Annotated in this window: 32 protein-coding genes and 3 tRNA genes; 3 read left to right on the plus strand and 32 right to left on the minus strand. The window is 52.1% G+C overall.

Annotated elements, in window-relative coordinates:
• The 19 genes from RVY89_RS13470 to RVY89_RS13560 all read right to left on the minus strand — a co-directional run bounded on the left by RVY89_RS13470 (window position 1) and on the right by RVY89_RS13560 (window position 16,735).
• Window positions 1-2,709, minus strand: a complete 2,709-nt coding sequence (locus RVY89_RS13470) for a phage tail tip fiber protein (RefSeq protein WP_484825601.1) — start codon at window positions 2,707-2,709, stop codon at window positions 1-3.
• A complete protein-coding gene (locus RVY89_RS13475; RefSeq protein WP_484825602.1) occupies window positions 2,709-3,107 on the minus strand; it encodes a DUF6950 family protein in 399 nt (132 codons plus the stop codon). The genes RVY89_RS13470 and RVY89_RS13475 overlap by 1 nt, the downstream gene beginning before the upstream one ends.
• A gap of 6 nt (window positions 3,108-3,113) precedes the next feature.
• Window positions 3,114-3,698, minus strand: coding sequence for a hypothetical protein (locus tag RVY89_RS13480; protein ID WP_484825603.1), 585 nt, complete (start codon window positions 3,696-3,698; stop codon window positions 3,114-3,116).
• Window positions 3,698-4,291, minus strand: coding sequence for a hypothetical protein (locus tag RVY89_RS13485; protein ID WP_484825604.1), 594 nt, complete (start codon window positions 4,289-4,291; stop codon window positions 3,698-3,700). The genes RVY89_RS13480 and RVY89_RS13485 overlap by 1 nt, the downstream gene beginning before the upstream one ends.
• Window positions 4,292-4,304: 13 nt before the next feature.
• Window positions 4,305-7,565 carry a phage tail tape measure protein gene (locus tag RVY89_RS13490; RefSeq protein WP_484825605.1) on the minus strand — a complete coding sequence of 1,087 codons (3,261 nt, stop codon included), beginning with the start codon at window positions 7,563-7,565 and terminating at the stop codon, window positions 4,305-4,307.
• A 34-nt stretch (window positions 7,566-7,599) separates the two neighbouring features.
• Window positions 7,600-7,863, minus strand: coding sequence for a phage tail assembly protein T (locus tag RVY89_RS13495; protein ID WP_484825606.1), 264 nt, complete (start codon window positions 7,861-7,863; stop codon window positions 7,600-7,602).
• Window positions 7,864-7,886: 23 nt separating this feature from the next.
• Window positions 7,887-8,288: a phage tail assembly chaperone gene (locus tag RVY89_RS13500; protein ID WP_484825607.1), complete on the minus strand. Its 402-nt coding sequence runs from the start codon at window positions 8,286-8,288 to the stop codon at window positions 7,887-7,889.
• Between the two features lie 54 nt (window positions 8,289-8,342).
• Window positions 8,343-8,813, minus strand: coding sequence for a phage tail tube protein (locus RVY89_RS13505; RefSeq protein ID WP_000202242.1), 471 nt, complete (start codon window positions 8,811-8,813; stop codon window positions 8,343-8,345).
• Between the two features lie 53 nt (window positions 8,814-8,866).
• Window positions 8,867-9,214: a tail completion protein gp17 gene (gp17, locus tag RVY89_RS13510; RefSeq protein WP_484825608.1), complete on the minus strand. Its 348-nt coding sequence runs from the start codon at window positions 9,212-9,214 to the stop codon at window positions 8,867-8,869.
• Window positions 9,211-9,660, minus strand: coding sequence for an HK97-gp10 family putative phage morphogenesis protein (locus tag RVY89_RS13515; protein ID WP_061382654.1), 450 nt, complete (start codon window positions 9,658-9,660; stop codon window positions 9,211-9,213). Before RVY89_RS13515 ends, gp17 begins: the two co-directional genes overlap by 4 nt.
• Window positions 9,657-9,995 (minus strand): phage head closure protein, encoded by a 339-nt coding sequence (locus RVY89_RS13520; protein WP_252035062.1) that lies wholly within the window; start codon window positions 9,993-9,995, stop codon window positions 9,657-9,659. The genes RVY89_RS13515 and RVY89_RS13520 overlap by 4 nt, the downstream gene beginning before the upstream one ends.
• Before the next feature lie 9 nt (window positions 9,996-10,004).
• Window positions 10,005-10,331: a head-tail connector protein gene (locus RVY89_RS13525; RefSeq protein ID WP_040091735.1), complete on the minus strand. Its 327-nt coding sequence runs from the start codon at window positions 10,329-10,331 to the stop codon at window positions 10,005-10,007.
• Window positions 10,331-10,591 (minus strand): DUF7210 family protein, encoded by a 261-nt coding sequence (locus RVY89_RS13530; protein ID WP_063923373.1) that lies wholly within the window; start codon window positions 10,589-10,591, stop codon window positions 10,331-10,333. The genes RVY89_RS13525 and RVY89_RS13530 overlap by 1 nt, the downstream gene beginning before the upstream one ends.
• A gap of 39 nt (window positions 10,592-10,630) precedes the next feature.
• The gene (locus tag RVY89_RS13535) at window positions 10,631-11,842 is read right to left on the minus strand and encodes a phage major capsid protein (RefSeq protein WP_063846376.1); all 1,212 of its coding nucleotides are present in this window, start codon (window positions 11,840-11,842) and stop codon (window positions 10,631-10,633) included.
• 9 nt (window positions 11,843-11,851) lie between these two features.
• The gene (locus tag RVY89_RS13540; protein WP_484825609.1) at window positions 11,852-12,700 is read right to left on the minus strand and encodes a head maturation protease, ClpP-related; all 849 of its coding nucleotides are present in this window, start codon (window positions 12,698-12,700) and stop codon (window positions 11,852-11,854) included.
• Window positions 12,701-12,713: 13 nt separating this feature from the next.
• Window positions 12,714-14,018 carry a phage portal protein gene (locus RVY89_RS13545; RefSeq protein WP_484825610.1) on the minus strand — a complete coding sequence of 435 codons (1,305 nt, stop codon included), beginning with the start codon at window positions 14,016-14,018 and terminating at the stop codon, window positions 12,714-12,716.
• Complete coding sequence (locus tag RVY89_RS13550) at window positions 14,018-15,754, minus strand: terminase large subunit (protein ID WP_484825611.1); 1,737 nt, start codon at window positions 15,752-15,754, stop codon at window positions 14,018-14,020. The genes RVY89_RS13545 and RVY89_RS13550 overlap by 1 nt, the downstream gene beginning before the upstream one ends.
• Complete coding sequence (locus RVY89_RS13555) at window positions 15,754-16,227, minus strand: phage terminase small subunit P27 family (RefSeq protein ID WP_484825612.1); 474 nt, start codon at window positions 16,225-16,227, stop codon at window positions 15,754-15,756. Before RVY89_RS13555 ends, RVY89_RS13550 begins: the two co-directional genes overlap by 1 nt.
• Window positions 16,228-16,384: 157 nt before the next feature.
• Window positions 16,385-16,735, minus strand: a complete 351-nt coding sequence (locus RVY89_RS13560; RefSeq protein ID WP_484825613.1) for an HNH endonuclease — start codon at window positions 16,733-16,735, stop codon at window positions 16,385-16,387.
• A 101-nt stretch (window positions 16,736-16,836) separates the two neighbouring features.
• Here RVY89_RS13560 and RVY89_RS13565 point away from each other — a divergent pair, with 101 nt between their 5' ends.
• The gene (locus RVY89_RS13565; RefSeq protein ID WP_072031907.1) at window positions 16,837-17,016 is read left to right on the plus strand and encodes a hypothetical protein; all 180 of its coding nucleotides are present in this window, start codon (window positions 16,837-16,839) and stop codon (window positions 17,014-17,016) included.
• Window positions 17,017-17,047: 31 nt separating this feature from the next.
• On the opposite strand, the gene RVY89_RS13570 is transcribed toward RVY89_RS13565, so the two are convergent.
• The gene (locus RVY89_RS13570; protein ID WP_484827940.1) at window positions 17,048-17,638 is read right to left on the minus strand and encodes a hypothetical protein; all 591 of its coding nucleotides are present in this window, start codon (window positions 17,636-17,638) and stop codon (window positions 17,048-17,050) included.
• A gap of 184 nt (window positions 17,639-17,822) precedes the next feature.
• On the opposite strand from RVY89_RS13570, the gene RVY89_RS13575 reads away from it, so the two are divergent.
• Window positions 17,823-18,065 (plus strand): DUF1883 domain-containing protein, encoded by a 243-nt coding sequence (locus RVY89_RS13575; protein WP_248171396.1) that lies wholly within the window; start codon window positions 17,823-17,825, stop codon window positions 18,063-18,065.
• Here the strand turns inward: RVY89_RS13575 and RVY89_RS13580 are convergent.
• From RVY89_RS13580 to RVY89_RS13590, 3 genes are all read right to left on the minus strand, one after another.
• A complete protein-coding gene (locus RVY89_RS13580; RefSeq protein ID WP_484825614.1) occupies window positions 18,012-18,221 on the minus strand; it encodes an Rrf2 family transcriptional regulator in 210 nt (69 codons plus the stop codon). The genes RVY89_RS13575 and RVY89_RS13580 overlap by 54 nt on opposite strands.
• Window positions 18,222-18,233: 12 nt before the next feature.
• Window positions 18,234-19,691, minus strand: coding sequence for a glycosyltransferase family 2 protein (locus RVY89_RS13585; RefSeq protein ID WP_484825615.1), 1,458 nt, complete (start codon window positions 19,689-19,691; stop codon window positions 18,234-18,236).
• 201 nt (window positions 19,692-19,892) lie between these two features.
• Window positions 19,893-20,297, minus strand: a complete 405-nt coding sequence (locus tag RVY89_RS13590) for a hypothetical protein (protein ID WP_484825616.1) — start codon at window positions 20,295-20,297, stop codon at window positions 19,893-19,895.
• A 303-nt stretch (window positions 20,298-20,600) separates the two neighbouring features.
• On the opposite strand from RVY89_RS13590, the gene RVY89_RS13595 reads away from it, so the two are divergent.
• Window positions 20,601-21,026: a GIY-YIG nuclease family protein gene (locus RVY89_RS13595; protein ID WP_484825617.1), complete on the plus strand. Its 426-nt coding sequence runs from the start codon at window positions 20,601-20,603 to the stop codon at window positions 21,024-21,026.
• Window positions 21,027-21,060: 34 nt separating this feature from the next.
• On the opposite strand, the gene RVY89_RS13600 is transcribed toward RVY89_RS13595, so the two are convergent.
• From RVY89_RS13600 to RVY89_RS13640, 9 genes are all read right to left on the minus strand, one after another.
• Window positions 21,061-21,516 (minus strand): lysis protein, encoded by a 456-nt coding sequence (locus RVY89_RS13600; protein WP_484825618.1) that lies wholly within the window; start codon window positions 21,514-21,516, stop codon window positions 21,061-21,063.
• On the minus strand, window positions 21,513-21,911 hold the full coding sequence (locus RVY89_RS13605; RefSeq protein ID WP_484825619.1) for a M15 family metallopeptidase: 399 nt from the start codon (window positions 21,909-21,911) through the stop codon (window positions 21,513-21,515). The genes RVY89_RS13600 and RVY89_RS13605 overlap by 4 nt, the downstream gene beginning before the upstream one ends.
• A complete protein-coding gene (locus RVY89_RS13610) occupies window positions 21,898-22,203 on the minus strand; it encodes a phage holin family protein (protein ID WP_122008274.1) in 306 nt (101 codons plus the stop codon). Before RVY89_RS13610 ends, RVY89_RS13605 begins: the two co-directional genes overlap by 14 nt.
• Before the next feature lie 1,010 nt (window positions 22,204-23,213).
• Window positions 23,214-23,288: transfer RNA gene (locus tag RVY89_RS13615), tRNA-Gly, on the minus strand.
• Window positions 23,289-23,292: 4 nt separating this feature from the next.
• Window positions 23,293-23,368: transfer RNA gene (locus RVY89_RS13620), tRNA-Thr, on the minus strand.
• A 77-nt stretch (window positions 23,369-23,445) separates the two neighbouring features.
• Window positions 23,446-23,522 (minus strand) — tRNA-Ile (locus RVY89_RS13625).
• A gap of 88 nt (window positions 23,523-23,610) precedes the next feature.
• The gene (locus RVY89_RS13630) at window positions 23,611-24,105 is read right to left on the minus strand and encodes a hypothetical protein (protein WP_484825620.1); all 495 of its coding nucleotides are present in this window, start codon (window positions 24,103-24,105) and stop codon (window positions 23,611-23,613) included.
• Window positions 24,106-24,191: 86 nt separating this feature from the next.
• Entirely contained in the window at window positions 24,192-24,386 is a 195-nt protein-coding gene (locus tag RVY89_RS13635; RefSeq protein ID WP_102790075.1) for a hypothetical protein, read from the minus strand.
• Window positions 24,387-24,559: 173 nt separating this feature from the next.
• The gene (locus RVY89_RS13640) at window positions 24,560-25,363 is read right to left on the minus strand and encodes an antitermination protein (RefSeq protein ID WP_484825621.1); all 804 of its coding nucleotides are present in this window, start codon (window positions 25,361-25,363) and stop codon (window positions 24,560-24,562) included.
• Window positions 25,364-25,366 lie beyond the last annotated feature (3 nt).

Here is a 25,366-nt window from a genome sequence, read left to right on the forward strand (position 1 = left end):
TTACCACTCTCCAAGAACAATCAGATTACCGCCGCCGAGATCAATTTTTACGCCCTTTCCGTCAATCGTGACGCCATTACCGTTCCCGGTGAACGCGAAATTACCGCTGGCGGCGTACAGCGCGCCGTGCATCTCGCAGTTCCCTGATTTATCAATGTTCCAGCCTGCGCCGCCGGGACCAGCGACATAGTTTGTTGATCGGATGTAATTCCCAATCTTCGCGTTAGTAATGCTGCCATCCTGGATAAAGGCATCACGGATGAACACCTGACCGTTATAGACAAAAAATGCAGCCTGGTAATTTCCCGGATCGCTTCCCGAGTAGATACCAAACTGATCGGCAGCAAAGACCACTGTAGATTTATAGGTACCGCCGGATGGCTCAATCGACATGCCAAAACCAGTGTTGTATTTAACGCCATTACGAACGATCCCAAGGTTCAGCGTATACGATGCTTTTGCGGTTCCGTCACTGTTCACCTCTGCCGTCATTTTCTGGTTAACCGCTGCGGTTAAATCCCCGACCTGCGCCTGAACGTACTCTGACAAATCAGCAAGAGCGTGATCCACTTCAGCCACTGTCGTTTTAACAACCAGAACATCAGCGCGCACTTCGCCTAACTGCTGGTACTGATGTTCAACCGTACCGTGATTAGCCAGGGCATTCTGCATGGCAGCATCAAGGTTGGTGTCCACACCTTCAGAGATATTTTTAAAGGCATCAGAATCTCGAACGGAATCATCAATGATGTCGATGAGTTCACCGGTATCGGTCTGGCACAGTGCGGCTACCTCGACGAAAGCAGACGCACCGAACGCGTTGATGGTTCTGATGTACCAGTAATAGGTATGCCCGTTTTTCAGGTTGTGGCTGGTCCATGTCGTGCCCATGCCCGCGCGCGTAGCTCCAGACTCCACTGTCGCCGTATCAGCGCTGGCAAGTGGTTGTTCCCCGGAGGTCCAGAAATCGAACTGGGTGGAGACGTTCGTCACGGCTGCGAGGCGAGGAATAAGCATCACGGCAAAAAATGCCTGCTCAACCGTAACACCCGACGGCGGAGGCGGTGCCTCAATGCTGAATTCAAGATATGCCTCTGGCGAAGCTGCCCCCATCTGATTAACGGCGGTGACGTGGGCTGTATAAGTGTCCTGCAGCAGACCGGTTAATCGGGTGAAGGAGCCAGGAACCTGGGCTGTGAGCACCGGCTGGCCATTCCTGCGAATGACAACCTGGTTATAGACAAACTGCCCGATGTTCTGCCAGGAGAGAACGCCCTGCACCACCTGACCTATTTCCTCCACGGTGTACTTCAGATTCTGCGGCTGCGCCACCCCACCCGGAGGAAGCTGGGTAAACGGTGGGCGATCGATGGGTTTACCGATGGCATCCCCCCACACGTCAGCAGTTTCCTGCTTCAGCGTGATCTGCACGCCGTTCTGCACGCCAAATTTCCAATCGGTCACGCGCATCTCAACGTTAACGATCCCAAGTGAGGGAAAATTAACCTTTACGTACATACCGGGGCGGTAGCGGTATCCACTCAGGTTAAGCGTGAGATTCATTGTGCGGGAAATGCGGGTGCGCTTAAGCTTGATGTCCGCCAGACGCTGGGCCTGAAATTCAGACGTGACAAAACGCAGCTTTAGATCCTGCGATATCTCCACGCCGTCTTCGGTTACCCACTCGCTTACAGATACTGAGGGGAAATCGGCTTCAGAGTATGTCTGTTTAGGATCGACAAACGTACCGCTGATAGTGTTAACGCGCTCTGACTGTGACACCTCAGGCATGATCTCGATATCACCGGCCAGCTGACTCTCGGTAATAACTTCCGTTGCGGGCCCATAATACGCGCCAACGAGGATGCCATGTTTACCGGCGATGTAGGTTGGCTCAGCTGCGCCAGCTGTCAGCATCGCCTCAAGAATGCTCGCTTTATTTTCGCTGAGGTCAAATTCCCCGTTCAGCGTGTAACGCTTTTCCGTCGTGCCGTCGCCGTTAGTCACCAGCTCGTCGCAGATGTTGGCTGCCTCCTGAAACTGATCCCAGTTAATATCAGCATCAGCGACTCTCAGGTAACTCCGGTAATAGTCCAGCACACATAGCGCCAGATTGTTGCTGTACTCCGTGCGGCCGGTGCGCGGGTCGTATACTTTCCGGCCCGTCTTCTCTACCTTCACGTTCGGGATGCCGGACGGGAATTTCTCAGCATTGTATTTCAGAGACAGACGCAGCCAGGAAATCCCCTTGCCGATCATGTCATCTTTCCAAGACGGGCAATTTGCCAGCATGAACGGATCTGCTGTCTGGCGGTCGATATGCACTTCATACGTGGCGCTCTCACCATAGGAGCCGATATCGTCATCGCCCAGGTAAATGGTGCCCGTGCCTGATATTGGGTGTCCCGCCAGAGTAATGGCAAGGTGAACCCATTCACCATCAGTCTGCTCGCCAGACTGTTCTTCAGCGAAAAACAGAGTGCCTGCAGATACGGTCCTGCCATAAACAACCGTTTTAGGGCTGGCAGCCGCGCGCAGCACCTGCTTACGTTCTGCAGTGTCCCGGTAAGACCCCAGTGATGGCTTCTTCGTCATCATTTGTGTGGCGACCTGAGCGGCAATGGTGATTGCCATTGCGATAGCGTAGGCTCCATTGGCTGCCGCGGCGCCGGCGGCTACCGTCGCGATGATAGGGATTGCAGCAGGCATCAGCGAACCCTCCACGTACTCAGTGGCTTAATCCGCAGGCAAACCAGCCCAGTTTCACCCGGCACCCACACTGCGCCACCGTAAATTACCCCGGCGCATCGGGTACCCGCGTTTTCCACTACCGCGATATCTCCGCGCTGAGCCATCTTCACCGGCACTTCATCGAGGTATTTAGCAAGCACCTTTTCAAGTGAGCCACCGCCGCGCAGCAGCGCCTTTTTTGCGCACGTTTCGCTGTCGTAGGTCCCGCGCCAGCCGTCGGCGAAATTATCCCCGGTCATCGCTTCCGCACAATCTGCCGCAAACAGGCAGCAGTCATGTTCGCCCCATAAAAAAGGCCGCTTTTCAGCGGCCCTTATCACGGCGATTAATCTGTTATGCCAGTCTGGATGCTTCATGCTTCCTCACGAATAGGTAAACCCTGGCGCATCTTTTTTGCTGCCCCAGTAAATTGAACGTTCTGCCATCTGCGCGACGTAACGAAATATGCGGTCGCCTGGCTGGGTGGCCTGGTGTGACTCGTCGGTATAGCGGTCCGGGAACGGTCGCTGCCAGTCCTCAAAAATATTACTGACGGTGTACTGCAGGGCATTCGTTTCACCCGCCGTTGCCCCGGTACCGGAAACCTTCCCCTTAAAAATCAGGTCCGCTACCTGAACGACGCCGTTATCATCCATCGCCACCAGATACAGCTCCGCTGGCCTTCCCACACAGCGCTCATTGAGCGTTTTAGCAAACAGCGACATATCCAGCCCTGATAGCGTCATCCTGAGCTGCGTCGGGCTTGTCGTGTTGGTTTCGCCCACATCGTCGATGGCGCCCATTGTTCCCATGCCGTAATAGACATAACCGCCCAGCACCAGCGTGCCGGTACCGGAATGCACGTAGGCGGTACCGGATTCAAACTGGACATTGGCAGCCAGCACGGCGGTAACCCTGTCGCGGGATAGCCAGTTCACCATCGAATCAGAAAACGGGGAATACAGCATCAGAAAGCCTCCTCAAACTCCAGCGTATAGCTGGTAAAACCGCCAGGAATGCGATTACCGGCCCCCTGCTGGTTATCCTTTAGCTTGAAAATGCCGTATGGCATGGCAACTTCGATTTTGCCGTTAGCCGGGGGAGAGGCGCGCAACATAGGCGCAAAAGGAATAACGGCTGTTCCTGCAGCTGTGCTGGTCACATCAGCGGTGACCATCTTCAGCTCGTCATTAACGGTAAAGTAATCACCGGTGCGCAGTACCAGCCTTCCGGGTGTCCAGCCCTTACTGCCGAGCTGATTACCAGTCTGGTTCGCGTCAGAAACCACCGGATTTCCGGCTGGAGTACGATCTTCCCGCCCCCAGTCCCGAATTTTAACCCTTCCATATTCACCATCGAGATCGGCCACCAGCGCATCGATACGCCGGGATTTATCATCGGTGAGGTTGTTAAATGTCAGGGAACAGATCCAGCGGGTGCCGGGGAAACGGACGGTCTGTGATGCACCATTAAACGGGGAACGAAATGTTTTGGTGTTACTTTCCGGCCGCCACGTCAGCGACGCCGGACATACATCTTCAGGCCATTCAAGCACAGCCATAGTCACTCCTTAGTTAAACGCCAAGCATCCTCCTGGCCTGACCGTTCGTCTGAAAATCACTCAGCATGTCCTGACGCGCTTTTTTAGCACCATCGGCAGCTCCCTGACGCGCAGCCTCCTGCATGGCACGGTTAAGCGCGGCGTCACCGTTACCTGAGACATTGATATGCTGGGTAATATGGATGTCATTTCCTCCGCCTCCAGCAGCTGTAGTGCCGACCATCCTCACGCCAAGAGTGCCATTTGGTGTCCTAGTTAGTGGCATAACAGCCTCGGGGCCAGCTTCCCCCATCAATCCATCGCCTTTGGCAAATTTGAACATCGTCGGGCTGGAAATGATCGAATTACTGAAATGGCTAAGGTTTGGGGAATCAAAGACGCCGCCTTTGGCAAACTTCAGTCCGCTGGCTGCGCCGGAATATGCGCCTGATGGTGTACTTCCTGCAGAGGTTGCATCACCCCCACCAAAAAGACCACCAAGAGAGCCGAACAGTCCCCCGCCTCCTGCAGACTTCAACGAATTGACCAACATTGCGTTGAGGATAATTTTTTGCAGAGAAGCCAGTACCGATTTCGACCAATCCTCCCAGTCAACTTTATTGCCTGATAAAGCATCGGAAATATTTCCGATAAGACCTGTCATTGAGTTGTTCACAAGGTCTGCTGTCTGTGAGGAATAATCAGAAGCGGTATCAAACCAGTTTTTAAATCCCTTCTCGGCGCCTGCAGTCCAGTCAGCCTCAGAAGCTGCGATTGCTTTATATTTTTTGTCCAGCGCATCGAGAGCCGCCGCACGCTGTGCGATTGCTTCGGTACCACCGTCAGTTTTGGCAAAAACACGGTCAATCTGCTGCGTTTCATCGAACCGGCTGCGCTGGCGATCACTCATTCCTCTGGTTTCGGTTGTCAGCGTCGCCTCGTCCCTGAACTTCTTGGCAGCTTCAGTTAAATCCTTCAGGGCATCAGCCTGTTCGCGCTGCTTGCGCACGTTCTCATCAGCTTTTTGAGTCCACTTTGCCAGTTCTGTAGACGATGCCTGAATAGCCCTGCGCTGCTCATCCGTCCATTTAGTGCCTGCCTGATGGGAAGCAGCATAAAGATCTGAGGCTTTTTCGCCCTCCGTTGCTCGCACGCGCTGCACATCAATAGCCACGCTTAGATCGGCCATCTTACGGGAATACTGCTCAGCGGTGCTGGCCGCTTCACGCTCGGCTTTACTCTGCGCACTCGAGGCAGCCGTGGAAGTCTTTTTGGCCTCTGCTGCTGCCGCATCCTTTTTGGCTGCCTGATCCTTGTTGTAGATGTACTGGGTATAAAGAGCCCCCGTCAGCTTCAAATCTTCAGCTTCATAGACGTGCTGCTGATGGAGTTTTTCTAAGCCGCTGAGGCTGGACAGCTCGTTATCGCGGCGTGAGCGCTCAAGCGCGGTTTGCTGCTGAGGTGTTGCGTTCGCCAGAGAGACAACTGGCCCGGCATACTGTGGTGGCTTGGCGCCAGCAGTCGCTGACATCGAGCGGTTTAACAGGTCATACGCACCTTTCAGGATTGAAACGGCACCAGCCTGCTCAATAGCCTTTTGTGTTGCCTTATCACTGGCATCGTTAACCAGCTTCTGCGTTTGCTCAACCTTTGACGCTGCCTGTTCCCGCTGGTACTCCAGCTGGTTCAGCTTGTCGGTAAGCTCAACGTTTTTGGCCGTGATATCGGCCTGATCCATGAAGGTATTGATCTGAGTCAGCGCCGGGTGACGGTTGTAGTCCTGCTGGATTTGGTCAACCGCCTTCAGGCTGTCTTTCACTTTCGCAATTTGTGAATCGAGAGCGGCTAGGTCCTGCATTTGTGCCTGTAACGATGTACGGGCATCGGCAGCAGTAGAGCGCAGCCCCAGCACCGACATCTGCTGCAGCTTACCGTTTATTTCATCCAGATTATTGGCAAAGCCAACCGCCTCCTTGTGCACCTGCTGGGTGTGCTGATACAAACCATACATCGCCGCACCGGCACCGATAATAACTCCAGGCCATCCACCGAGAATACCCAGCACCCCACTACCCAGCCGTGACATGACCGAGGCTGTATTGGTGAGGTTGTTAACTGCAGAAGTCCTGCCAGCAAGCGCCGTATTCAGTGATGCCTGAGCAGCAGCAAGATTACGCTCAGCGACAATCTGAGCCTCAATACTCGTCGCCGCTGCGCGCGCCTGTTGAGCGCGGTAAACAGCCTGGCGACCAGCAGCAACGCTAACCTGAGTGCCGCGAACCTGAGCCTGCGCCAGCGCGACTTCTGCGGCCGTATTAGCGAGCACAGCCCGTGTGGACTCCCCAACACTGCCGACCATATTCCCAAAATAACGGGCCAGCCCAACACCAACCAGAATGCCTGCGGTGTTAGCCACATCATCGATGTTATTCGCCAGACCATCCAGCACGCCGGAAAGCGCGGAGGATGCACCAACGGCATCGTTCGCACCGCCGACCCAGGCGAGAAAGGCGTTTTGTACTTTCTGTGCAGATCCGCTGATTGATGCCGGGAGAGTGTCGAACTCTTTGCGCAGGATCTCGACGTTGGTCAGCAACGGAACGATCTTATCTGTAGTCAGCTCGCCATTGTTGGCCATATTACGCAAACCGCCAACAGTGGTACCCAAGCCATCAGCCAGCAGTTTTACCAGCCTTCCCCCGTTCTCCATGATGGAGTTAAATTCTTCGCCACGTAAAACACCAGACGCTAACGCCTGACTGAGCTGAGTGATAACGGAGCTGGCTTCTTCTGTGCTGGCCCCTGATAACTTCAGGGATGTTGCGACAGTTTCGGTAACTTTCGCTACTTCTGCAGAAGCGTAACCAGCTGATCGCATGGACTGAGCAATACGGCTATATAGATTCGAGTTGGCAGTAAGCGATGTGCCTGTGCGTTGGCTTATGTCCATCAGAGTGCGCTGTGCTGCAGCAAAATCTTCTGTAGAAGTTGATGCCAGCCGCAAGCGCCCATTCATTTGGTTCCATGTATCGGCAAACTGAACCAGCTGATGCGTGGCAAATGCACCAGCCCACGCACCTGCAAGCCCGGCAGCAGAGGAGCGCACAGTTGCAAGCTGAGAATTAAGGTCAGCCAAAGACCGCTGAGTTTCACGCGTGGCCGCTGCAGCTTTTTTCCCGCCCTGTTCCATGGTGCGGTAGTAATCCGTTCCCATGCGGGACGCTCTGGCGATCTCTGACTGGAAAGAAGAAGAGTTCGCCGAAATTTTGATGATTAGCTCGCGCAGCGTTGCCATATTTCACCCATAAAAAAGCCCGCAGCCGCGGGCATCAAAGACTGGACATCCATTCTTCAAGTTCAGAGACTTCAACGCCTTCTTCCTTTTCCCCCCATTTCAGCATCACATCAGGAATGGTGAATTTCCCCCCCTGAGAGTTCAGCATTGCAACGGAGATCTGCGCCGCCTGTGCATCGGCGCGCCAGTCACCAATCGGACTGATGCGGTCAAACTCGATCCACATTTTGAGCTCGCTGGCGGTCATGGTCTGGCGCAGTTCGTGGAGAGTACGCCCCAACCGGAGTGCCAGCGACATCAGGAAGAAGGTCAGCGGCTGCTTTACGGCTTTCCCGCTTCTTCCTGACTCATGCCGAGGTTGAGGGCCTGAGCCAGCAGGCGGGAGTGTACGGGACCATAGATTTTAGATACCAGCTCCTGGTCCTCGTCGCTGAATACGCGCTCGCCGTTTTCATCCAGCAGAACGTCAATAAACAGAACCACATCAGCCTTTTTGTTACGCAGAAACTTTTCCGCCTCCGTCAACGTCGGTGGCTCTTCGCCTTCGGCGAGCTGAGGATTAACGATCTCCCGGAATTTCACCCAGGCATCGCCAGAGGGCTCGCGCAGCGTGACCTTTACGCCATCCCATTCAGGGACGGCAATACCGTCTTTGGTGCGGTAGGCTTTCGATGCAGTAAGCGCCACGTTGCGTAGTGAATTCTGTGATGTTTTTTGCGGCATTTCATTTTTCTCTTGTTACATGATTGGAGGGATAAAAAAAGCGGCCGAAGCCGCTCAGGAACCAGACGCGTAGATGCGTTTAGGTTTGCCGCGTACACGCAGAGAATAGGTAGCGCCAACAACGGAAGAGGTTGCAGCAGACCATGAGCTCTGGCGTACCTCAACCAGCACGTAGAAACCGTTGCCAGACGGGAATACCACGCGCAACGCACGCAGTTCGTCATTTTCGTAGGCGGTCTGGAGTGCTTCCTGTGCAGCCTCATCGCCTACCCAGTTACGGGTGATGCTCATTTCAGCTGGCGCAGCAAGGCCGTTGGTTTGCTCCTGTTCGGTTGAACAAAGCGTGGTGACATCGATATCCCCTTTCTGCCCGCCGGTGAAGGTGATCTCCTTTGTTGCACAGGCTGCTTCCAGCCAGGTAACACCAGCACCCGGGAAACCTGAGGCGTTAAAATCCTCGGCGGTTACGGGTGCGTCGGAGACGGCAAAGGTCATCCCCTTTGTGACTTCATACTTACTGGTCATGGTTTCTCCAGTTAAAAAAAGACCGCCGGAGCGGTCTGTTATGGTGGGTAAAGTTAAACGGTTACCTGAAATTCGAGCGTTGCCCGGTGGTAGCGCAGATCAGGCTCATAGCCCGGCGTTTTTACAATACTTCCCGGCTTCAGCACCTGCAGGGCATCAAGCGCCATATTCCTGATCGTGCGCGCTTCAGTGATGGTGCTGGAATAAACATCAACCTGCACGGAAACGGCTGATTCAGCCTGACCGCAGAGAACGTCAGCGGCCACGTCGGTAATAATTGAGAAAATTACCCAGGGCGGCGAGATTGAAGGCTTCCCGTCATTGCCGAGCGGCGCAACGTAGGGATAAACCTGCCCTCCGGCCAGCGGCGCCAGCAGAGGATAGAGATCGTCTTCCGTCATTTGCTTAATGCCTCGTCAATGGCCTGGTTCATGCGCCTGATCGCGACCTCCGTCGCCTGCTCCTGGCGAACATCGAACGCGGGACGAATGAAAGGGTGCGGCGGCATGTTAACGGTACCCATTTCTACGAATCGCCAGTAAAACGCATTACGCGGATCGCTGGCTTTCATGGTGTTGTCGCTATTACCGGTTCGCATGTTGCGGCCACGGATGTGAATACCGGAAGATATTTCCCCGCGGCGGCGGCTTTTTTGGGTCACCACCACCACGTTTTTTTTCAGTTTCCCGGTACGTACCGGCGCGCGGGCGATCACTTCTTCCTTAAGCACTTCGGCGCCAGCGCGCGTGGCATCACGCAGGACCTTGTTGTTTTCAGCGCGGCTAAGCGCCTCCAGATCCTTTGCGATGTCATTTAACCCGGAAAAATCGAGGCTCGTCTCAATCATTTTTCGGTACCCTGTTTGCAAAGAATTTCGAGCTGAATACCACGAGAGTCAGGGATTGGCGGACCAATGATATTTAAAATGGCACCCTTGAACGCGCCAGTCATAACCCTGAGTCTGGACGCAGCAGTTATATCGCTACGAAATCGTGTCCATACCCTGATAGTGGCGACTGCGGTTTCAGCACCAGCGGCTACCAGCTCGCGCCCACTAATGCCCTTTACTTCTGCCCAGGTTTCTGCGCCGTCATGCCATGTTTCAACAGGCTGACCAGAAGGATCTCTGGATGTTGTGATGTTCTGAACCACCACCCTGTCTCTCAGTCTTCCGGCCTGCATAAAGTCCTCCTATACCCCGTAAATTCGGTATGGCTGCAGCAAGGCTTCAACTGCAAACGGGACCTCTGCAACGGTCTGACCGACGGCAACTGATTCTCTGTTGGCATACCAGTGACCTATCAGCAATAACATGGCCGCTTTAACATCATCATTCAGTAGAATCGGGTCCGGGTCGTCTGCGTAGCCAGGGGAGCTTTGGTTTTCATAGAGCGTTCGCCTTGTCCATGTCTGGACGTAACGCGCCGCCGCACCGGTGTATAAAGTCAGCAGGGCATCGTCTCCGGAAAAATCGGTATCAATGCGGCAGTGCTGTTTCACCACATCAAGGTCGACCATTATTTTTTCGCCTTCTTGTCCGCTTTTACTTCCGGCTGTTCCTGCTGCTGTTCCTGCTGCTGTTCCTGCTGCTGTTCCTGCTGCTGTTCCTGCTGCTGTTCCTGCTGCTGTTCCTGCTCTGCAGGATTTTCTGATTCATCAAGCATCGCATAGCCTTTTTTGATGAGCTCGCGACCGTGCTGTTCCAGAGTTTCCAGCGGAAGCCCCTCAGTAACGACGGTACCGCCGAAATAAATCGGTTTAAGTGCAATCAGTTTCATTTTCCCACCTGTAAAAGCGGCCCGAAGGCCGCTATTTCATCAGCTACCAGCGCCAGTGCGGAATGCACCGTATACAAATGCCTCAGGGCGTTTGACGGCCAGCGCCAGACGTTCCTCGCAACGGATGGTGAGCATGTTTTTCTCGAAGTCGTCGGCGTTCTCTGTGGAGATCACCACGTTCGCATCTTCGCGGTCGAAGATTTGCGCGCCTGCGTTGAAAGCACCGGTCAGGAATTTACCCTGGAATGCTGCTGCTTCGGTGGCAACAACCGGCAGGCCCCACAGAGTCGGTCCAGTCAGCGCCGCAGGGTTAGCCAAGATGTAGCGGCCCAGGCTGTCTTTTGTCAGCTCGATCCGCGCCCAGTCAATGAAATGAAGGACATGACCGGAAGCCGGGAAGCGCGCCAGCTGCACCTGCAGCATTGCCAGACGCAGATCGTCAATACCGCTCTGCTGTTCAACAGTGAACGCTGGATCAAACGCTGACGCCTGAGGAACGATGCCATGCAGATGCACGCCGGTACCATCACCGAAGAGAATTTCCTGCTCTTCTGCGTACTTCAGCCCGTAGCGCATTTCGGCATCAACGGTGGACTGCAGCTGTGCGAAGTCATCCAGAATCTGCTTAGAGGCTTTGAACAGGTGGGCAATGGTGCTGACGCCAGTGATTTTCGGCGTAAACTCAATTTCGCTGTATGGTTTCTGCGTGTTTTCAGGAACCACTTTCGCGTTATTGGTAAAGCCCGTCTGCTGCACCCAGAAGATAGCAGAGGAGGAAGTACGACCTGGAGCAATCAGATCGCGGATGAACAGGCGCTGTTTCGGTGCCGTATCAATACCCGGCAGGCGTTGTGGCTCCACAACACCATCAGGCACATCCACCGAAGTCAGGGCAGCCTTCACAGGGATGCTGATACGTTTGCCACCTTCAACACCTGCTGCAAAGGTTTTCAGCGCTTCAGCAGAGATCACCTGCTGGCCGATTGACTCCACAACATGCTTCGCGTTAGCCAGCGGCATCTGAGCAACATGTTGCTCCAGTTCCCCCATCGCAGCCTTCAGCGTTTTTTCTGCTTCGCGCAGGGCGTTGAACTCAGAAGCCATTTTATCAACGGCTGCCTTTGTTTCTTCTGACAGCTTGCCGGATTTCTGCGCCTCTTTGAGCGCGTCTTCTGCTTTCGCATTGAACTTGCCGGTTGCCTCTTCGATGCTGGCCGTGACTTTTTTCAGAATATCGTTTACTTCAGACATAAAGGGTCCTTATTTGACTAACGCCGCCAGGGCGCTTTCAAGTGAATTGATGGTTTCAGGTTTGATGTCTTCGGCAGCGCCCGGCGTACCGTCGTTGGTGGTGACAGCGCCAGGCATGCCACCGGATAAGGCTTTAATGAGTTTTCTGCGCTCAGAGCGCGGGGTGTTGGTCTTGGCCAGCAATGCATCAAGTTTGCGAAGCGCGGCTGCGGGCGATTCGTCGCCGTCGCTGACCGCATCAGCAGAAAGCAGGCTGTCTGCCAGCCCCTTCGCCACAGCATCACTGCCACCGATATAGCTTTCCGCGTCCATCAGCTTCTTCACAGCGGCCATATCAAGGCCGGAGCGCGCCGCGTAGATGTCAGCCATAGCGGTATCGAAAGGTTCCAGTGACTGTGCCAGTTCTGCAAAATCATGGCGGTTTCCCATCGCGTATACCCAGCAGTTGTGGATCATCAGAAAGGCACCGCGGCCAATCTGAATATCATCCCCGGCCATCGCAATTATCGAGGCGGCGCTGGCGGCAATGCCCAGCACCTTCACCGTTACACCGCCTTCGTATTCGCGGAGCAGGTTATAAATAGCCAGACCTTCGAACATGTCGCCGCCCGGCGAGTTGATATTCACCGTGACGTCGGCACCGTTCATAGCCCGAAGCGCACCGGCAATACGTTTAGCTGTTACCCCTTCGCCCCAGTAGTCCTGCCCGATAACATCAAAAACAGAAATGCTGTTATCGTCGGTGGCCGCCGCTTTGATCCCGCCGTCCCAGCGGTCCAGTGCGGACGGTAATGTTTCACAGGTAACGCGCGCGCAGGGGCGACCCGCCGGTGCTACCGGAAGTTGTTTTTTGCTCATCAGGAAAGTGCTCCTAAGCGGCCTGTTTCAGCGGAGATTGTTCAAAGGAAATATCGGGAAATACGTGGTTATGAAGCTCTCGCAGGGCCAGTGCCTGAACAGCAGGGTTGCTGCTTTCGAGATTTTTCAGTTGCGTCAGGTTGAGCTGAACGGTGTAAATATCGCCACCTTCAATTGGCGGCATGTTCTCAAGACGACGAACGTCATTACGGGACATCCAGCCATTTTGGAGCGCGCTGGTATAGTATGCCGCGCGACCTGCACTATCGGCTCGCAGTAGACCTTCAACAGAGAATTCAGCAAACACTTCGTCATCGCTGTCGAGTAAGCAACGGCCAATTTCCTGTTCAATATTCACCAGCAGCGGTCGAAGTGTATGAGTCAGGAACTGCAGGTTCATACCTTCCAGGCTTGATGCCCAGCTGCTTTGCTTCGTGGTATGACCGACCATGAAAGGTGGAACGCGAAACCAGCGACAGATCTCCTCAATACTGAAAGAGCGGCTTTCCAGCATCTGGGCGTCTTCCGGATTCATGGTGACGCCCTGATACTTCAGACCGCCTTCAAGTACCATTATTTTCCCGGCGTTTTTTGAACCGGTAAATGCAGCCATGTAGCTGCGAAGTCTTTCACGTTGTTCGTCAGACAGCGCATTCTCAGCCGAGAGAAAACCTGAACTCTGAAGCCCCTGTTCAAATATCTTTGCAGCAGACTCCTCAACCGCCATTGCTGAACCGATCACATCCCGGCCTGTTTTCATCGGCATCATGCCGCAAACACCGTCCAGACCGAACCCGCGAATGTGCATGATGTTTTTGACCGGAATGACGCGCTCGTTACCGTTTTCAGTGTATTTGTATTCCAGCGCCCCGGTAGTGAGACGTTTAACCACCATGTTCTGCGGCAGTAAAGGCACCAGCGAAACCAGTCGGTTTGCGATGAACTTCTTCTCAATGAAGGCGTTCCCGCGCAGGCAAATACTGGCCACCACCATCAACATAAAGCGTGATGGTGTCATTTCTGAATTGGGTCGGCGGCACAGTATCGAATAGGCCGGATGATCGGTTGCCGCTTTACGCGAACCGTCAGGCTGTCGAACGTATATTTTCAGCGGAAGGGTTGAAATAGACTCGCTTAACAGTCTTACGCATGCCCACACAGCCGATAGCTGGATGGCTTTATCGGCCGTGACCACCTTTCCGCTGCTGCTGGTGCCAAACCATTCCTCCCAGAACGTGCCGGTAGTCAGGCTGATAGGCACACCGAGCCAGTTAAGCAGAGCGCTTTTCACCCTGCCTGGCGGTTTGTTTTTTTTCATCAGAAACCTACCATGATGGGATTATTGAAGAATCCGGAGAGATCCTGCTGGTCGTTGCCACCGTTAACCAGAACGCGGCTCATTGCTGTGAACAATGCCGCCGGGCCATCAATCTTGGCCTCTGGTGTGGACTTGTTCGGGAAAATGTTCTCGTTCCGGTCAGGTTTGACGGTTACGTTGGACATCATCCAGTTCATTACCGGGTGATCGCTGTGATGGAAGCGGCCACCGTATACCAGTGCTTCGACCTCTTTCATCGCCTCAGAGAAATTGCGAACCGTCTGCGGCACTTCCACCAGCGGCAGCCCTTCTTCTGCCAGCGCAAGGCTGAACTGCGTCGCACTCCACGGGTCGAAGCCAATTTCTTTCAGACTCTCGCCAGCAACCCACACCTGCAGCTCTTCCTTAATCTGAGCATGGTCGATTACATCCCCGTCGGTAAGGATCAGCTTGTCCATCTCGGCCCACTTACGATAGAGCTCTGCCATCTGGCGTGAACACTTCTCAAGGCGTCCCTCCGGCAGCCAGAATTTAAAATCCGCATGAACGTGGCCACCTGGCGCGCGCCAGACTTTAGCGGCTGCACAGATATCAATTTTGTTTGAAAGGTCAACGCCCACCCAGGAGGGATAGGTTTTAAGTTCGTGCTGCGGTGCGATAAACTCGCATTTTTCCCATTTCATCATGTCCATCCAGGCAGACTCAGCGGTAACCCAGATATTCATGTGTTTGGTGAAAAAGTTAATCCTGGCCGAAACCTGCTCTTTCGCCTTTTTAGCCAGGCGGCGCAGGTCATCCCAGCGCTTACAGATACCCAGCCCCGGATTCGCCTTCTGCCAGACTTTTTCATCAAAGGGATCGTCACCTTCATCTAAGGTGTAGATGATGGCAAAAAACGTATCGTCTTTAACCAGGCCGCGCATGACCTTGATTGCGTAATCGCGTAGTTCGTAACAGATACCTTCTTTGTTGAAACCGGCAGTGGTGATACCGAAAAGCAGCGATTGCAGGCGCGCGCCTGTGGCCGTCTCCAGAACGTCCCAGACGTCACGGGTTTTATGAGCATGCAACTCGTCGACGATGGCGCAGTGGATGTTCAGGCCGTCGAGGTTGTTCGCATCTGATGATAAAGGCTCGAATTTGGAGGCAGTTTGCTCCTGGTAGATAGCGAGCTTGTTGAATTCGAAGATTCGCCCAAGAGTGGCTTTCGCCTTCTTGACCATATTTTTCGCGTCTTCAAAAACAATTCGCGCCTGGTCACGGGTGGTTGCAGCGGAATAAACCTCCGCCCCGCCCTCTCCGTCAGCGCCAGCCATATAGAGCCCCACGCCGGAGCAAAGTGTTGATTTGGCATTTTTACGGGCCACCTCAACATCTGCTGTACGGAAACGCCTAACCATCACCGGCCGACCGCTGCCGTCGTTACGCAGGACGGTTTCCCCCGTATCTTCGTTAACCAGCGGGATAACAAAACCAAAAATATTAATCAGGATGAAAACATGCCAGTCCATCAGCTCAATAGGCTGGCCTGCCAGCGCGCCTTTTACGTGAGGCACAAAATTATAGAAATTCAGAATGTGCTGCGCCCGCGGCTCACTGAAGAAAATACCGCGCTCTTCGCCGTGTGCCAGATCGTCAAGAAAACGCTGGCAGGCAAGGCGCACATACTCACAGGCAATAATTTCCCCCGCCACCACCCTCTCGGCGTAGCGGATGCCTTCTGCAACCTTAGCCATTAATCCCTCGCTTTCATAAACTCAGTAAGCGGATCAACCGCATCATGACCTTTGGCATTCACCTTAGAGCGGCTGGCTGGCGTCATGCCAAACTCACCGAGCATGGCGCGCAGACGTTTCCAGGCATCAGCTTTCATGATGGCCGCCGGGTGAGCCTTGATCAGCACATCCCCGCTCTGCGTTTCGGTCCGGTAGGTGTAGCCCTCAACTTCAAGCATGTCGCAGTGATGCCGGTATTCGGTATAAGCCTCAACCAGCAGCTCAAGGGCTCTTGCGTCCAGCTGAGACATCACACCGATAGCATCAAGCTCGTCGGCCATCCGTTTAAACCAGTATTTCCCCTGCTTGTCGAAATGCTTCGGCGTTGGGGGTACCCCTGAAGGGGGTTTTGGTTCGTTCTCATTGATCGGGCGTTTTGATGGGTTACCCCTCACCAAACGTAGATGGGTCGGGGTTTTCGGTGGTCCAGACATAATCGAAAACTCCTATTAATCATCGAATGGGGGACCCCATAAAAAAGTTTTCTAACCTGCGGCGATGTGAAAAGAGGTTAGGCGGCGGTCCTTTGGCGCGTCGTTCCTGAACTTTCAACCCGCCCTCCCCCTTGGTCGATTCAAATGAGAATTGATATCATTTGAATCTTTCCACCGCTGTCTTCGCCCTGTGGCAGGGCTTGCAGAGGCTTTCGAGGTTTGACAGGTCATCGGTCCCCCCATTTGCTTTGGCGGTGATGTGGTCCACTGTCTCAGCAGGTGTATACCTTCCATTTCGCAGGCATTCCTGACAGAGGTGTTTATCTCTGTCGAGAACGATTGGGCGCAGCTTGTCCCACTTACTGCCATAACCTCGCTGATGCCTGCTCTGTCCTCGCTGATGCTGCTGCCAGCCTTCATTAAGGTGTTTGGGACAATAGCCTGAGCGGTCGATGGTTGTGCCAGGGCAGCCACGCTTGCGGCATGCCCTTGGTATTTGTGATGGCATTAACACTCCTAAAAAATTGAGTCATCGCCACGTTGAAAACGGTGAATCTTCCTGCAAAGTGTATTTGCCACACTTTTGTGGCTGATATCGTGGAGGTATTTATGGGTTTGAAACCTGGCCAGTCTAGTGGACGCGATGGCGGCGTATATCGTGAGCGCGGTCCGCGTGGCGGCCAAACCGATAACTACACAACCATTCCTGATAACCATACTGCACCACCAACTTCTAAACCTGGTGCAACATGGGTACCAGTTAAACGGACTCCAGACAGCAAAAGATAAAACTAATTAAACCGGCCAATTGGCCGGTTTTTCAGGCTATTCGCCACGCTCGGCGGCGTTCTATTCGTTGCGCTGAATCAGGGTGACGCTCAACAGGCACACCATCCGCATGATCCACCAGCGAGTAACACGGATAAACCACTGCGCCGCCATAAGCATCACCAACGGCATAATCAGCAGGCTTGCTGCTATCCCATCGAGAAAGGACTCGTTCAATATGCTGAGGGGGTACGCTATAACAAACGCCGTGTATCAGCCGCGGCAGTGTGATGTAGTCAGCCTGAGTCTTATCCGCAACAATCAGCCGTTCAGCTATCTGCATTTGATACTGAGGTGGACGGCCAGTGCCCAAGTAAAAACTCACCAACGATTCCGGGAGACCATTAAGCCATTCACCAACTCGTTCAATAAAATCTGGAACAGGCAGCGCGTCGTCTTCCAGCACCACTACCCGGCATGGCTGCTCAGCGGCCCACTCAATGGCATGCCGATGATTCCAGTTCGCACCATGGTTATCATCATCAACCAGCAGATGAGCATCCAAAAGCTCAGCAAGTCGTTGCGCTTGCCCTAAGCGGGTGTGATGGCCGACCACCACAAACTTTATGTCTTCAGCCACCAGCGAATCTCCAATAAAAAAGCCGCACGATGGCGGCTACTGTTTGAATATCAGGGTGTTGCTTCGCTTTAACCCTGGTTAATGTAAGCATTCAGCCCGTCAGTGGTGGGACACTGGCGCACTCTGGCACGGAGGAATGGCTGATTACCTCTGATAAGGAAATGAAATGTCTTTTTTGCACAAAAGAATGCATTTGAATCAAGGTGATACCGTTGTTGTAGATTGCTCGCATCAATGCAACATCATGATTCTCACTGATAGTAATTTCAATAATTACAGAAGCGGGAATCGCTTTCAGTACCATGGGGGTTTTTACAAAATGCTCCCTGCTAGAATTACTGCACCGCATAGCGGGGAGTGGAATGTGGTACTGGATTTAGGCGGCGGAAGTGCCAATGTTCGTCATGGCATCAGCGTCATCAGAGCATAGCAATTCGCCCTTAGCCTGACTAAGAGCATCCTCAAGGGCGGTAATTATTTTTTGCTGTGTGCCGTCCTTTAAGTACCCCCGAGAAGCTATTCCCTCTAACGAATTTGAATCTCTAGTCCAGATTACTTCACCACCATTTTTTATCTCAACTTTCATAGTCAACCCTCTCTATTTATGTTTCCACCAGGCATTATCTTTGCCGATGCCATCAGTTTTAAAAACGGTATGGACCTGAGGTCCGGTAATCACTTTTCCTGAGAATGAATGAGCGACAATACCGAACGCCAACATGTCACCCACCGCAGCGCCAGCCTGCTCTTTCTTCCAGAAGCGATAACTTTCGATCCGGTAGTAAAGACGGATGATGCCGTGAGCGAACGCCATTACATCAGCGCGGCCGCCACCCAGCAGACCAGCGTTAAGCATCACATTATTGCGGTGCGCTTCAATAAACTCCTGATATATACGCTCAGGATGATTCTGCTTTGCCCAGGTGTCGGCGTAAGTCTTCGGTTCGGAACCGACGTAAACATTCCCGGGCTGCATTTCTTCCCACGGCGCGCGAAGCATTTCGACATCGGTACCATCAGTACACCAGACGAACCGGTATTCAGGATGATCGCGCAGGTGCTGCCAGATATGCAGCCAGCGCCGGAAGTAGACATTCATCTTCACGTCAGGAACGCGGTACAGCTCAACGTCTGCCGGGGCTGTCTGCAGTTCATCCACCAGCGCAATACGTCCACACTTACGCAGCGATACCGCCCATTTGCTCAGCATGTCAGGCGAGGCCGTCATTTTCGTGCCGCGCTGAGGGTCAGGCTGACTAGTCAGTAATGTAGTGATAACCACGTCGCGCTGAGATCGATACTCGGCATAGCTTGTATATCCTGAATCCCGGCGCTGCCCATAAATCACAGCGTTCTTTTTATCGAGCGCTTCACGTTCAGGCCTCGGTATGCTGCGCGCACCTTCTTCGTACTCGTCCATTGAGTGAATCAGCTTTTCAGAGCCAACCACGTCAGCGAACGCCCAAGACGTTAAGCCTGCATTATGAATGCGAAGCGCCAGATCAGGATGCTCGTACATGCCCCGGCCATACACTGGATCGAACCCGCCAACCTTATCAATTGCGCTGCGGTGGTAGTACAGCATCACGCCGCGCTGCCCGGTGTAAGCAATATGCTTATCGTCCCGGTACAGAACAGTCATATCGTTAATCTTTCGTGGACCAGCCAGATCGAGAAACTGGTAAGCCAAGTGTGGCTCAGGTGATTCGATGTAAGGCAAGTGCCAATTATCAGCGATAGGCCAGGCGTCATCATCCCATAAAAAAAGATGCTCGCACCCGGCATCCATCAGGGCTGACAGGCTGGCGTTCTTCGAAGCAACAATGCCGAGTGATGTTTCATGGCGAAGCAGCTGCACGCCGTTGGGAACTACCGCGGCAGGTTTTGAACCATCATCGACTACCACCACCAGCGCACCGGCTGGCAGGTGCTTCATGTGCTGTTCGAGCGCTCGTTTCAGAACGTCAGCGCGCTGGTGTGTGGATATTGCAATGCCGATCCGCGATGAAATTGCGCAGGCGGGTGCATACGGGACACCATCAATAGTGACCTGCATTTGATTTTCCTTTTAGGCGTGAGCCTGTCGCACGGCAAAGCCGCCGAAAGTTAGCGGTTTACCCAGGCTAACTGCCGAAAGACTCTCTTAGATCTGCGCGTGCGATGCGCAATAAAAAAGCCACCAGCAAATGCCAGTGGCTAGAGATATTATTTGCAAATAACCATCACTAAATTTTTTCAGTTAGTGAAGATATAAAATTTACTCAAGGCCAAATTTCTTCTTTAAATAGGCTTTTGTAAGCTCCACCCCAACATCTTTGATTGTGCTCAAGGGAGCGTCGCTCATTGATCTTAACTTCTCAAAAACAGTAGGTTCATTTAATGCTTGGGCAAATTCTTGCCCCTGCGCAGATAGACGCACGTCTGTACCAATATCTATCATAAAGCCGCGATGGCGCATGTAGCCAAGCTTAGAAATATCATTTGTTACTAAATCTCTATTGCTAATATACCCTTGTTCAATAAGGAGTAGATAATGGAACATCCCTTCATTAGAGTCGATGGCATACCCTGCGCTAGCTAATTCCTTTGTCGAAATAAAAGGTGTTTTAGCCGCCAAAAAGACCCCGAGCATGCCCTTCATGTATTCTAAATCTTTTACCACAGAAACCTCCTCACTATCATGGATAGTTCAGAATACCCTCCAGAAGCCCTGTGATAAATCATTTTTGCAGACACTTAGGAATGACTGCTGTAAAGGCGACCAGAGTAACAAGCAACCTTCGATTCAATGACTGAGCGTCCTACTATCATGATGGTGGTCATCAAGAAAAAAACATATATTTTCTATAATTAATAAGAGAATTATGACGCAAGTCATTGAAATACCACTTACTCATTGTAACTTGGATTAATTCCCCCACTTCCCTATTACGCTATTGTTGGCGTGATTATAGGAAAGCTATAAATGACTGGTAAAACAATTGATCTGAAATTTGATGGGTATTGGCGTGAAGTCAATAAGAGTGGCGTTCCAGATCAGTCAGGAATCTACTGCGTATACGCATGCAAAGCTGTTACTGATGGTTCCAAGACAACTCTCGAAATTCGTAAGCTGATTTACATCGGCGAATCATCGAACGTCCGATCCCGAGTGGCCACGCACGACAGGCTGGGTGACTGGAAAGAACATTTAATGGTCGGTGAGACGCTCTGCTATTCCGTCGCTACTATTACTGGAAAAGACGATCGGGTGCGCGCAGAAGCTGCACTGATTAACAAAATGACCCCTCCTGCAAATAGCGAGTATACGGGGGAATTCCCTTACAACGAAACCACTGTTAACAGCTCTGGGAAAACTTCACATTTGCTTTCCACATTAACCGTTGGTTGACTCTTTAAAATGGCTGGCTAGGTCTAGCGGCCATTCACTTCAAACATTGCTGCCTAATGTAGTCCTGTAAGTAGCTCACTTGCCCGGTGATGGTGCTGATTCGCTCTCTGAGGGTGAAATAATCCCGTTCAGCGGAGTCAGTAAGTCTGGGGCTGGTAGCATCGCCCATGCCGCCGGTGCTGATCGTTCCGTTCGTGGGACATCTGGTGTTGACGTGCAGCCCACACTTACCATCGCGAACACAACGCTGCAGATCATCAAGCTGCTTTTTCGCATCAGCTAAGTCCTTCGTGTATTTGGCATCCAGTGCAGCGACATCACGCTGGCGATTCTGCATGTCTTTGATAGTGGCGCCGGCCAGTGCCAGACTCTGCTCCGCATCATCAGCACGCTTCTTCTCACTCTGATAACTTCCGTAAAATAGCCATGATGCCAGCACCAAAAATAGAATCACTCCCGGCACAATCAGCGACTTCAGGCTGATGTTCATGCGGGGATCTCAATATGAGGCGCGTCGATGAATCTTGTTTCAATCGGCAGCGTCGGGTCATTCTTCCAGTTGATGCCGAAGCGGAGTTTCAGACCTTGTTCATCAGCAGCCTGTTTAACTGCCTTGAGTAGAGGCTTAAACTCTTCAACCTTCCAGGTGGTGTTGACCGGGATGATATCGACAGCGTGACCAGTCAGATGACGGCTGTTCATCGTCTGAGATTTCCCGGTGGCGACCATCTCTTTCTGCCTGGCCTGCGTTCTCAGCCCTTCGATAACGATGAAGTCGACTGGAGTTAATTCCAGCGCGCGGCGGATCACCTTCACCAGGTCAGGATTGACGCCTTTAAGGTTACTTTCGCTGCGCTGGGAGAATTTGAATTTATTGGTTTGCATTCTTCATCCCCGTGAGTCGTTCCCAGAAGTACGTCAGTGCCACGGAGCCCATCGCCCCGCTAATGCCTGACGTAACCAGAATCATGTAAAGGCTCAGCCCGCTTTCAACGCTGATCAATCCACCTATAAGGCCGGTAAAGCCGGACACTGCAATTTGCGCCAGCGCGTTGATCCAGCTCCAGGTGGCTTTGTTCTGCTTCACGTCAATAAGGTATCGGACTAGGCCGCCCCAGCATGACAGAGCAAGGACAATCAGCCATGACACTCCGGCAATGCTTTCTTTATCTTGCATACGTTTAGCCATATCACCTCCGAAAGAACGGGGTGCTGTTTGTAGTAAGGGATCAGGCCCTCGGGACGATTTAACAACAAGGCATGTCGAGGATGGTTCCCGGGGCCTGAAATAAGAAAGGCCGCCGAATGGCGACCTTGTGTAGAAATTTATTGTTTAATGGCCAGTTAAAAACGGGTATACGACATACCAGAAAATAACTCCACCTACCACGACCAAACTGAGTGCCGAGATGAGCTTGCCTGCCCCGCCATTATTCGCAGATTTAATTACCAGCACACAGACCACAATGAAAATGACAGCCAGCACAAAGTACGTTGGCAGCAATATCATCCCCATAAATCCTCCATGACTTTCAGAGTTATACGATTTCACTATACATAGTATGGGTATTTCAGCGTGCAGGCAATGAAAGCGGATAAGTGAGCCGAATGTCTCTTATAATCGGCTCATATTGTGCGCCGAATAATTTAGGTAATAAAAAGGCCGCCTAAGCGACCTTGTTGAGCGTTTTACCACTACCTCGTATAGATTATCATCGGCACAACCAGGAAAGTCAGGACGAAGCCACAAACAAATGCAATGCCTGCATATCGCCATTGCTCAATAGACCACTGCCCCTTGTGTAATGTTGTCACAATGATCGTGACAATTACTGCAAACCCAGCTCCAACCATGGCAGCCCAGCTTGATATTGCAATAAGGATATCAACCCAACTGAAGCTCATCTCATTCCTTATGATGCAAAGCTAATAAACCAGCAGGCTAACTTACAGATTGCACATAAGCAACAAAGCCTCGCACAATGGCGAGGCTATTTGAATTTGAGGCACCTCATCCAACAAACCACCCCGGTTAGTTGGATTTCGACGAGATGCTTTTGGATGAGCGCTGAACCCAAGGGTCAGTATTTCCACACAGCAATTTTGCGAAAAGCAGCGCCCATTCAAAACTGGGTCGCTTTTCAGTCACTCCGGGTATCCCATCATCGCAGACCGAAAAGCTTTAACTGGAGCGGGCAGCGGGAATCGAACCCGCATCATCAGCTTGGAAGGCTGAGGTAATAGCCATTATACGATGCCCGCATTATGGTGCCGACTACCGGAATCGAACTGGTGACCTACTGATTACAAGTCAGTTGCTCTACCTACTGAGCTAAGTCGGCATTGGTCCGCCACCGGGGCCTCGAACCTCGTACTACAACATTTAGTTGCCGCTCTTCCCGATGAGCTAGTGGCGGTCTGGTGGCCCTTGCTGGACTTGAACCAGCGACCGGGCGATTATGAGTCGCACGCTCTAACCAACTGAGCTAAAGGGCCGGGAGCGAGATGATACATAAGTCAAACTAACCACGCAATATCGATGGTTTTATGCTTGCCATACATCCAGCCAAACATCATAAAATAGCTACTCAGCGGGAGAATGGTTAGAACCTGGGTAATCTTTAAGGATATTATCTAGAAAGACAGACTTGATATAATCAATTACGTCTACATATTTATCCTTGCCGCTCACGCTTGAAAATGTTTTTTCATCAAAAAAGCCCATACCTGTCACAACAAAAGTTATTAGGCCATTGACGAGACGAATATTGATTGTAAATGACTCAACCCTTATATCATTTTTAGATGAATCATCAAGGACTGTATTTACACTTACAATAATACCATCATGAGGATGAACATTTAAAGAATCAGCATCGCTGAGTATACCTTTTGACAAAATACTCACATACTTACGTTGATTCCCTTTGCCATCAACAAAACTCTCGGCAGGAAAATCAAAAGAAGCAATATATTGACTCATAAATTCGCGGAACACACTTCGGAGTTGCTCATCATGTTTTTCAATAGCAAGCTTAACTTGTGCCCGTTTCTCTTTGAAATCATTAAACGATGTCATATGAAAGCCTTTTTAACATGCTAAAGGTAACAGTATGACATTTGGATGATAATGAGAAAACCCCACCAATAGGCAGGGTTAAATTTTTATACAGGTAGTCTTTGAGGTTTTCCCATATGATATGCAACCCGACTACTTTTGCTACCGTCTTCCCAGATCGTGGTGTTTTCGGTAATCATTAGGATTACCCAGCCTTTAGAAAGACCCAAATTGACTTGCTCAACATCCTCAACGATCCGTACTTCTTGAATCTTGCTTAACAGGCTTTCATCTGTGCTCATCAACTGACCCTCAGTAGAAAAAACACAACATATCAAATGAGATGAGTAAATACCTTGCTGTAGATAAAAAAACCCGCTCGGAGGCGGGTTTGATTTCGTGCAGGCGCAATAACCTACGATTTGAAGCATACACGACAAGTTCGGACAAAATCAAGCTTAATGTGGCTAATATGCTAAATTTTGCTCACATCATCACGAAAGCTCGTTGCGTCCTGAAACGCCAAGTTTGCTTTTTGTTCTTCTCTGTAGCAGACGTCGACAAGCCCCTCCAGAAACGGTTTCCAGTTACGGGTCCACGTTCTAACGTGCAGATCTGGAACTCGCTTCAGTATCGCTTTATAGGCTGCAGTAGACGGCACCCCAGAAAATCCATTTCCGCTGCAGCGCTCGCAGGTTTTAAACACCGGCGCACCGCGCTCGCTTGTGGCTTTGCGGTCGAGCACCTCACCTTTACCACCACAACGGCATCGTGCCAGCAGCTCACCTTTACCGTTACATGCCGCGCATTTACGCTTGAGCAGTTCGTGCTTGATTTTCGGCGGTACGATTTCCATTCCGTCAGAGTTGAAGACACCAGGATGCTTGATCACATCCTCATACTGAGAGGTTAATCCGCTGCCGCTGCAGCTGTGACACGTCACGCTGGTTTCCGCTGAACGGGAGTATTCGGCAAAGGCGAATTGTGCAAGCACCAGCATACACCAGCCAAGCTCGCCTGCTGCAGCTTTGCGTACATTCCTAGGCGCTGATTCCATTGCATGACGTGCCAGAGCCTGCACAGCCAACTGCTCATCGCTTTTGCTGATTCCGGTCTTACCAAAGAAGGCAGCCAGACCAAACCGCGCTCGGCTGCTGGTGGTACCAATAGCAGCCATAACATCTGTTCCTGTAAGGCGGTCTGGTGAGGTCCCTTTGACGTCGTCACTGATGTGCATACCCTGAGGGCTAAAATGTTTTAGTGATCCTTCAAGTTCCATATC

This window comes from Enterobacter sp. 3U4 (genome assembly GCF_057224565.1).